At 73.7% G+C, this 8,749-nt stretch carries 8 protein-coding genes; 5 read left to right on the top strand and 3 right to left on the bottom strand.

Features of this window, described 5'->3' with window-relative positions:
- Positions 1-184 precede the first annotated feature (184 nt).
- Complete coding sequence (locus RIM90_RS15605; RefSeq protein ID WP_309061301.1) at positions 185-610, top strand: DUF5994 family protein; 426 nt, start codon at positions 185-187, stop codon at positions 608-610.
- A gap of 183 nt (positions 611-793) precedes the next feature.
- A complete protein-coding gene (locus RIM90_RS15600; RefSeq protein WP_309061300.1) occupies positions 794-1,834 on the top strand; it encodes an acyl-CoA desaturase in 1,041 nt (346 codons plus the stop codon).
- A gap of 477 nt (positions 1,835-2,311) precedes the next feature.
- On the opposite strand, the gene RIM90_RS15595 is transcribed toward RIM90_RS15600, so the two are convergent.
- Positions 2,312-2,575: a hypothetical protein gene (locus RIM90_RS15595; protein ID WP_309061307.1), complete on the bottom strand. Its 264-nt coding sequence runs from the start codon at positions 2,573-2,575 to the stop codon at positions 2,312-2,314.
- A 5-nt stretch (positions 2,576-2,580) separates the two neighbouring features.
- Positions 2,581-3,171, bottom strand: coding sequence for a DUF5994 family protein (locus tag RIM90_RS15590; protein WP_309061299.1), 591 nt, complete (start codon positions 3,169-3,171; stop codon positions 2,581-2,583).
- Between the two features lie 322 nt (positions 3,172-3,493).
- On the opposite strand from RIM90_RS15590, the gene RIM90_RS15585 reads away from it, so the two are divergent.
- The 3 genes from RIM90_RS15585 to nhaA all read left to right on the top strand — a co-directional run bounded on the left by RIM90_RS15585 (position 3,494) and on the right by nhaA (position 5,827).
- Entirely contained in the window at positions 3,494-3,718 is a 225-nt protein-coding gene (locus tag RIM90_RS15585) for a hypothetical protein (RefSeq protein WP_309061298.1), read from the top strand.
- Between the two features lie 147 nt (positions 3,719-3,865).
- Positions 3,866-4,279 (top strand): DUF5994 family protein, encoded by a 414-nt coding sequence (locus tag RIM90_RS15580; RefSeq protein ID WP_309061297.1) that lies wholly within the window; start codon positions 3,866-3,868, stop codon positions 4,277-4,279.
- Positions 4,280-4,480: 201 nt separating this feature from the next.
- Positions 4,481-5,827 carry a Na+/H+ antiporter NhaA gene (gene nhaA, locus RIM90_RS15575; RefSeq protein WP_309061296.1) on the top strand — a complete coding sequence of 449 codons (1,347 nt, stop codon included), beginning with the start codon at positions 4,481-4,483 and terminating at the stop codon, positions 5,825-5,827.
- Between the two features lie 63 nt (positions 5,828-5,890).
- Here the strand turns inward: nhaA and RIM90_RS15570 are convergent, their stop codons facing one another.
- A complete protein-coding gene (locus RIM90_RS15570) occupies positions 5,891-8,728 on the bottom strand; it encodes a BTAD domain-containing putative transcriptional regulator (RefSeq protein ID WP_309061295.1) in 2,838 nt (945 codons plus the stop codon).
- Between the last annotated feature and the right edge of the window lie 21 nt (positions 8,729-8,749).

Below are 8,749 nucleotides of genomic sequence, written 5' to 3'. Positions count from 1 at the left end.
CGGCCGCCGTGATCCGCGTCCTCGAACGCCGCGGCCGGGTGTCCGACGTCCGCCGGCCCGCACCGGACCGCCTCACCGCCCGCCGTACCCGACCGGACCACCCCGACCGATCATCACCCTCACCGGGCGGCCCCCCTCGCCCTGCCGAACCGCCTGGCACCCCACCTCGTCAGAGAGACCTCACGTGCTCACCACAGCTCGGGCCGCACCGTCCGCCCTGCCCCTCCCCCTCCTCCGCCTGCGTCTCGCGCCCCGCGACGTGCTGCCGCGCCGGATCGACGGAGTGTGGTGGCCGCACTCCCGCGACCTCATGGCTCAGCTCCCGCAGCTGCTCGCCGCGCTGCCGATCGCGTGGGGCGACATCACCGGCGTCACCGTGAACGCCACCGCCTGGTCAGTGGCACCAGGGCGCCTGCTCGTCGCCAACCAGGTCGTACGCCTGCACAAGGCCGCCGCGCCGCACGCCCCGGACACCGTCGTCCTGCTCTCCCCCGGCCACGGCCGCTGGGACCTGCTCGTCGTCCCACCGGACGCGACGGAGGAAGCCGCCGTGTCCCTCATGGCCGCCGCGCTGGACGACCGCGCGCCCGACACCCACGGGGGAGGCTGAAAACCGTTCCCGACGCGGACGACGGGCCCGCACGGCCGTGTGACACCCACCGGGCGGGGGACTCGTGCCCCTCGGGGGTGGGGCGCCGCCGTGGGCACGTCCGCGTACGCGCCCGTCCCAGCGCCTGCCTCGCCCAGGGGCCGCTCCGAGCCACCCGCCCGCTTCGCAGAGAGTTTCACCGTCATGACCACTGTCACCACCCCCGCCCCGCGTTCCGACACCCCCGGCAGCGACTTCGCCCGGCTGTCGAGGGAGATCGCGGACGCCGGACTGCTGGGGCGCCGCCCCGGCTACTACACGTTACGGATCACCACGGTGACCGCGCTCTACGTCACCGGATGGATCGCGTTCGTCCTCGTCGGCCCCTCGTGGTGGACGCTGGCGGTCGCCGCCTTCATGGCCGTCATGTACGGGCAAGTGGCCCTGGTCGCCCATGACGTGGCCCACCGGCAGGTATTCCGCAGGCGCCGTGCCAGCGAGGTGTCCGGGCGGATCGCCGGCGCATCGATCGGCATGGGGTACGGCTGGTGGCAGGACAAGCACACCCGTCACCACGCCAACCCCAACACCGAGGACCTCGACCCCGACATCGAACCCGACCTGCTCGTCTGGTCCCAGGACCAGGCCCGCGCCGCCACCGGACTGCCCCGCCTGATCGGCCGCTGGCAGGCGTTCCTGTTCTTCCCGCTGCTCACGCTGGAGGGCTTCAACCTGCACGTGGCGAGCGGCAGGGCGATCGCCAACCGCCGGCTCAAGCACCGGGCGCTCGACGGCACCCTGCTGTTCGCGCACTGCGCGGTCTACCTGACCGCCCTGTTCTGGGTACTGCCGCCCGGCATGGCGTTCGCCTTCCTCGCCGTCCACCAGTGCCTGTTCGGCGTCTACCTCGGTTCCGTGTTCGCGCCCAACCACAAGGGCATGCCGATCCTGTCGGCCGACGACCGCCCGGACTTCCTCCGCCGCCAGGTGCTCACCTCGCGCAACGTCAACGGTGGCCGGTTCACCGATCTCGCGCTCGGCGGCCTGAACCACCAGATCGAGCACCACCTGTTCCCGAGCATGCCCAGCCCCAACCTGCGCAAGGCCCGCACCATCGTCCGGCGGTACTGCCGTGACCTGGGCGTCGACTACGCGGAGACGGGCCTGATCGCCTCCTACCGGCTGGCACTCACCAGCCTCCACCGCGCCGGCGAACCGCTCCGGCGGACCCGCGTCCGGGCCTAGTGTCCTGCGCCGGGTGCCCGGTCGCGGCCGGTGTGCCGCTCCAGCTCGGCCGGCGTGGGCGGTGAGGACTTCTCCCCGCGCCTCACCGGCGGGGCGCGGGGAGCGCAGCAGGAGGTCGGAGCCGGTGGTCTCGATGACACGGACCGAAGAATGCGGCGGGCCGTGCAGGCGCAGGAGCGCTCCGGTCCGCCCGATGGTCTCCGGGGCCGCGAGGAAGACGTTCAGTCCGCCGACGTCACAGAAGCCGGCCGCCGTGAGGTCGACGTCGACGGTGCGGGTGAGGCCGTGCAGGCACCGGGCCGGCACGGTACGCACGAGCGGCGCCGTGGTCAGGTCGGTGTCGCCCACGACGGTGATCGCGTCGGGGGATCCGCAGTTCTGGTGCCGGACACTGAACTGTGCAGGGGGCATGACTCCTCGTTCGGCGGGTCCCTCGGAGGCACTCCGCACGGCGAGCCGGACCAGGATCCGCGCGGGCTACCCGTGGGTACGGCGTCGAGGGCGCAGCCGTCCGCGCCCGCCGTCACGGTGGTCCCGGTGCTCGCCGGCGCCGCTCGCCGCGGCGGCCCGGCGGCGTGCGGCCTTTCCGTCAGCGGGTTTCTGACCCGGTGCGGCCACACCGTCGCGACCGTAGTGGAAGGCGGCGGCCCTGTCGCCGTGCTGCGAGTTGAGCCGGTGGATGAGGAACACGCCTGCCGCGATCACCGCCAGCAGCACGATCACCGTCACGAGGATGTCCATCGTCCTCACGCCCTCTCCGGCCGGTCCGTCGGCGCTGCGATGACCACTCGGCCCCGCGGAGGAATGACGGAAGCACCGGCATCGTGCCCCCCTTCGGACTCCCAGACCGCTTCCCCGGTGCGGTCGGCCTCGGCGGTCGCCGTCAGGTGCGCGGCATCCGCCATCAGGCGGCTCGCGGTCACGGTGCGGCGCGGGTCGCTCGCGGCGGCCATCAGCCAGGCGGCCACGGCGGGAGGCGTCCGCGGGGGAACCACCAGCAGGTTCCAGCGGCCCACGTGGTAGGAGAGCAGCAGGAGTTCGTGCGCGTCCTGCTCGGAGCGGAACCAGCCCACCTTCACCACGTGCCCGGCGACGGGCACCTTGCGCGGGACGACCGGCCACTGGGCGGGATTCACCGTGACCCGGGTGATCCGTCCCCACAGCGGATCGAGAACGGACGCCAGGGCGGGCAGTTCGGCGGTGAGATCGCGCGAGCGCGGCCACCAGGCGCCGTCCAGCAGGAGTGGTGCGGAGCCGGCGGGAGCGAGCGACAGACGCACGGGAGACGTGGGGCGTCGGCCTTCGGATGTCGTCGGGCGGAAGACGGTCGCAGTCATGACGCGGACCCTGCCCCGGGCGGGCCGGAGCCGGCCCGGCGTATTCGATCACCGAAAACGGCACAGGCGCGAATGCCCGTGCTCGGAATGTCCTCGGTTCTTCCAGCCTACTCCTCGCGGCGTCCGAGCGGGCCGTACGCCCGGCGGTCGAGCGGGCCGTACGCCCGGCGGTCGCGGCACTCCGGCTCCCCGGGCGACGCGTTCGGTGCTGTCCCGGCCGCTCGGGCGTGGCACGGCGTGCCACACCTTGTGGCCGGGTCTCCGAGAGGCACGGCGGAGTAGAGTGACCGGCGCTCCGTCCCTGCCGCACAGCGAGGTCGTCATGACGTCCCAGGAAGCACCCCCCGCCGGGTACGCCGAAGTACAGGTCGTCGCCGCGTCACCCGAGGTCGCCCGGCGAGTGGCGGAGGTCCTCCGCCGCAGCTTCGCCACGACCGAGCAGCGCAGCTTCCCCGCGGGCGACGAAGGCGGGACCCGTCTCATACTCACCGTGGACACGACCCGTGCGGAGGAGCCGGCCCGCTCATGGCTGGAGTCCAGCCGATGAGCAGGTGCCTCTTGTCAGGGCACTTCGGGGAGTAGCCTGGGGGTACCGAGGGCTTTCGCGGGCCGGCGCCGCCGCCGGTCCCGTCCCCGGTGAAACACCGCCGGGCGCTCCGCCTGTCGACGGAGGCCCGCAGTCAGGCTCGTCATCATGACCTTGGGCACGACCCAGCTCCGTCCGCACGCGGCACCCTTCCGGCCGCGGTCCGCGCGCCTCGTCCTCGGATCCGCCAGCCGTTTCCGGCGGCCGGACGGCGCTTGGTGGCCCCGCACCCGCGACCTGGCGCGCGAGCTCGGCGAACTGGCCGACGTGATCGACCCGCTGTGGGGCCGGCTCACCCACGTCGCCGTCAACCCCCGCCACTGGTTGCTCGTCCCACGCGGTGTGGTCGTCGTGAACGATCACGAGGTGACGGTCGACCGGTTCGCCGTCACGCTGAATCCGCACAGGATCCTGCTGCAGTCCTACACCGCGGGCCGTTGGGATCTCCTCGTGGTTCCGCCGCTGACCAGCGCGTCGTCAGCCGCTCGGCTCATGGCCGCGTCCGCGTCCATGGCGACGTGAACGGCGCGTGTCCTTCGCGCCCGAGCCGGCTCCGTCCGGCGGGTCCGGCGACGGCCGGGGACCCCGGGCGGACGGCGTCCGGATGCGCCCGGGGCAGGTGCACGGGCCGGGGATGCTGCCGCGATAGCGTGTGAGGAACGCGCCGGAAAGCCCGCAAAGCGGACTCTTGTGGCCATGCGGCGATACCCCGGAGGTTCCTCCTTGTGTGCTGCACCGCGTGAGCGTTCGGTCTTCCTCGGGCTGCTGCCCTGGTCCGAACGCGTGCAGGTGGCCCGGGCGCTGCGGACGGAGACGGTCGGCGGCCTGGTGCTGCTGGGCGCCGCGGTGGTGGCGCTGGTGTGGGCGAACACCCCGTGGAGCGGAAGCTACGAGTCGCTGCGTGGCGTCCACTTCGGCGTACCCGCGCTGGGGCTGGATCTGTCGGTGCAGCACTGGACCGCCGACGGGCTGCTCACCGTCTTCTTCCTGGTCGCCGGGATCGAGCTCAAGCGCGAACTCGTGGCCGGCGGGCTGAGTACCCCGGCCATGGCGGTCCTGCCGATCGTCGCCGCGGTCTGCGGCATGGTGGTACCCGCGGCGATCTACCTGGCCGCGGTCACGGCCGGCGGCGGGTACGCGGGAGGCTGGGCCGTGCCGATGGCCACCGACATCGCCTTCGCCCTGGCGGTGCTCGCCGTGCTCAGCACTCACCTGCCCACCGCTCTGCGGGCCTTCCTGCTGACCCTGGCGGTCGTCGACGACCTGGGCGCGATCCTGGTCGTGGCGGTGTTCTTCTCCGGTGGTCTGCAGCCGGTCGCGCTCGGGGGAGCCTTCGCCGGGCTGGTGGTGTTCCACCTGTTGCAGCGGTTCCGGGTGCGCGGCTGGTGGTGGTACGTGCCGCTGGGCGTGGTCATCTGGGCGCTGACGTACAACGGCGGGGTGCACGCCACCGTGTCCGGGGTGGCCATGGGCCTGGTCCTGCGCTGCGTCCGGGACCGGGAAGCGGGGGAGGACGCCTCGCCCGGGGAACGCGCCGAGTACCTGCTGCGGCCCGTGTCCGCCGGCTTCGCCGTGCCGCTGTTCGCCCTGTTCGCCGCCGGAGTGAGCATCTCGCCCCCCGTGCTGGGCGAGTTGTTCACCCGCCCGGAGCCACTGGGCGTGCTGCTGGGACTGGTCATCGGCAAGTCGGTGGGGATCTTCGTCGGAACCCACCTCGCCGTCCGGTTCACCCGCGCCCGGCTCAACCCCGACCTGGCCTGGGCCGACGTCCTCGCCCTCGCGGTGCTGTCCGGTATCGGCTTCACGGTCGCCCTCCTGATCACCGAGGTGTCCTTCCCCGACCCGGCAGCCGCCGGGCGGGTCAAGGCCGCGGTCCTGCTGGGCTCGCTGCTCGCCGCAGGCGTGGCCGCGCTGCTGGTCAAACGTCGTGACCGCATCTACCGCAGGCTGTGGGAGGCGGAGAACCGCGGCGAGGACGCCGACGGCATCCCCGACGTCTGCCTGCAGCGCCCGGACGGACCCGCGCACGGCACCCCGGGCGGGCATCAGCGGCGGACGGGCCACCGGTGACGGGCAGGCCGCCCGTGAGGAGCGGACGTCCCTCCCCGGCGAAAGGGCGGCGCACGAACCCGGTCATGCCCGGGGGACGAGGTCCGGTTCCGCCGGCGCGGCCGCGGCACCGGCGTCGTGGCCCGGTGAACGGCTCTTGGCCAGCGCCCGGTTCAGGTGGCGCTTGGCGGCCTCCCGGTCGCCGCGGAGGCGTGCGGCGAGCCCCAGGCCGATCTCGGCACGGATCTCACCCCGGCTGTAGGCCCGTTCGGCCGACACGGACAGCGCGCGCTCGTACAGTTCCGTCGCCCGCCGGGCGTGGCCGTCCGCCAGGGCGGTCCTGCCGAGCCAGGTCAGTGCCTCGACGACCTCGGTCCACAGCCCGAGTTCCTCGGCCATCGGGAGACCTTCCCGGTGCAGCCGCTCCGCCCGCGCGCGGTCACCGTCGCGTTCGGCCACGAGCGCCAGGGACCGGTTGGCCCGGAGCCGGCCCCAGGGGTCGCCGACCTCATGGAACAGCGCGGCGCCCAGTTCCGCGTGGGATTCGCCCTGGGCCGGGACGTGGCGCGCGAGCTCGACCAGCGCCGCGGCCTCGCCCCAGCGGTCTCGGGCGGTGCGCGCACCGGCCAGGCTCGCCTCCAGCAGCTGCCGCCCCTCCCGGTGGTGGCCGTGGCCGGTCAGACCGGTGCCGACGAACCACTGCAACCGGGCCCGCAGCACAGGATCGTCGACACCGGCCGTCGGGTCCTCATCCGCCGGGACCGGTGTCGCGCCGGCCGACGACGTGCGCAGCTCGATGCCGGCCAGCCAGGCCCGCGCCGTCAGGCACGCGGCCGGGTCGGTCTCGCCGGCGGCGGCCAACGCCGTCTGGAGCGACCTGCGGGCCTCGGTGAGCCGCCCGCGCAGGAACCAGTACCACGTCAGCGCGTTCACCAGCCGCACCGCGTGTCCTGCGGCGTCCTCGGCGACCGCGAGGTCGAGGGCGCGGCGCAGGTTGACGGTCTCCGCGTCCAGGCGCTCCAGGCAGCGCCGCTGGTCCGGGCCGCGCAGCCGCTCGCCCTCCCGCTCGGCCAACTCGGTGTAGCAGCGTACGAACCGCGCCCGGACGGCAGCCTCCTCGCCCGCCTCCGCCAGCCGTTCGGCGCAGTAGGCGGCCACCGATTCGAGCAGCCGGAACCGGTTCGCCTCACGGACCACCAGCGAGCGGTCCACCAGCCGGGACAGCAGGTCGGGCACCCGCTCGGCGTCCAGGTCCCGGTCGGCGCAGACCGCCTCGGCGGACGGCAGGGTGCAGCCGTCCGCGTGCACGGCGAGGCGCCGCAGCACGGTCCGCTCGTCCGCGGTCAGCAGCTGCCAGCTCCAGTCGAGCATGCCCCGCAGCGTCTGCTGCCGGACCGGAAGCCCGCGCACCCGGACCTCGGGCGGGGCGAACCGGTCGCTCAGGCAGGCGGCGAGCTCGTCCGGGCTCAGCGTCCGCAGCCGGGACGCCACGAGTTCCAGCGCGAGCGGGATACCGTCGAGGCGACGGCAGATGGCGGAAACAGCCGCCGCGTTGTCCGCGTCGAGGACGAAGCCGGGCGCCGCTGCCGCCGCCCGCTCCACGAACAGTTCGACGGCGCTGGACCGGGCGACCGCATCCGGATCGGTGTGCTCCGGCAACGCCAGCGGAGGCACCGGATGCACCACCTCGCCAGGGATGTCGAGGACTTCCTGGCTGGTGACCAGCAGGTGCCCCGCGGGCACCGCCGACAGCACGGCTCCGGCGAGCACGGCGACCGGCTCGACGAGGTGCTCACAGTTGTCCAGCAGGATCAGCAGGTGCTTGTCGGCCACCGCCTGGCACAGCCAGCCCACCAGGTCGTCCAGGTCCGGCTCCGTCGCCGCGGTGTCGCACAGGCCCAGCGTCGTGATGACCCGCTCGGCGATGTCGTCCGGGGTCGACGCGGCACCCAGACCGGCCAGTTCCACCCACCACACGCCGTCGGCGAACCGTTCGGTCATGTCGCGTGCCGCGGCGATCGCCAGTCGCGTCTTCCCCACTCCGCCGAGACCGGTGAGGGTGACGAGGCGGGTGTCCGCGTCGGAGCTCAGCCGTGCTCGCACCTGGTCGACCGCCTTCCGCCGGCCGATCAACGGGGTCAGTGGCGTGGGCAGGTTGGTACGGCACGACAGTGACCCGACGGCGGGCGTGGCCAGCTGCGGTTCCTGGCGCAGGATCGCCTCGTGCAGCGCGGAGATCCCCGGTCCGGGGGACACCCCCAGCTCCTCCGCCAGCTGACGCCGCAGCTCGTGGAAGCTCTGCAGCGCGTCGCCCTGCCGCCCGGCCCGGTACAGCGCGCGCATATGGGCCGTGCGCAGTCGTTCGCGCAGCGGATGCCGCGCCACCAGCTCCCCCAACTCCGCCGCCAGCGCCGTGTGTTCACCCAGCGTCAGCCGCACCTCGGCCTGGTCCTCGACGACGGTCAGGCGCAGCTCCTCCAGCCGGGCGATCTCACTGCGGGCGAACAGGGACTCGGCCACGTCGGCGTAGGCCGGGCCCCGCCACAGCGCGAGCGCGTCGGCGAACAGCCTCCCCCTCACCGCCGGTTCCTCGTGGGCGCGGGCGCGCTCGGCCAGTTCCTGGAACCGCAGCGCGTCGACCCCGTCGTCCGCGAGCAGCAACCGGTAGCCGGCGGGCTCGCGGACCACCTGCTCCCGGCCCAGCACGCGGCGCAGTTGGGAGATCTTGGTCTGCAGCGTGTTGACCGACCCGCCCGGTGGGCTGCCCGCCCACAGGTCCTCGATCAGACGGTCCGCCGGAACCGGTCCGCCCCCGTGGATCAGCAGGTTCGCCAGCAGGGCGCGCACTTTCGCTTCGGGGACCTTGACGGGCCGCCCCTCGGCGTCCCAGACGGCCAGCGGGCCGAGCACCCCGTAGCGCATGGCCGCAGTGTAGCGCCGGGT

Origin of the sequence: Streptomyces sp. (assembly GCF_031181555.1) — a bacterium.
Taxonomy (GTDB): Bacteria; Actinomycetota; Actinomycetes; order Streptomycetales; family Streptomycetaceae; genus Streptomyces; species Streptomyces fimbriatus.
The sequence above is the reverse complement of the archived record's forward strand: the minus strand, read 5'-3'. Positions and strand labels throughout refer to the sequence as shown.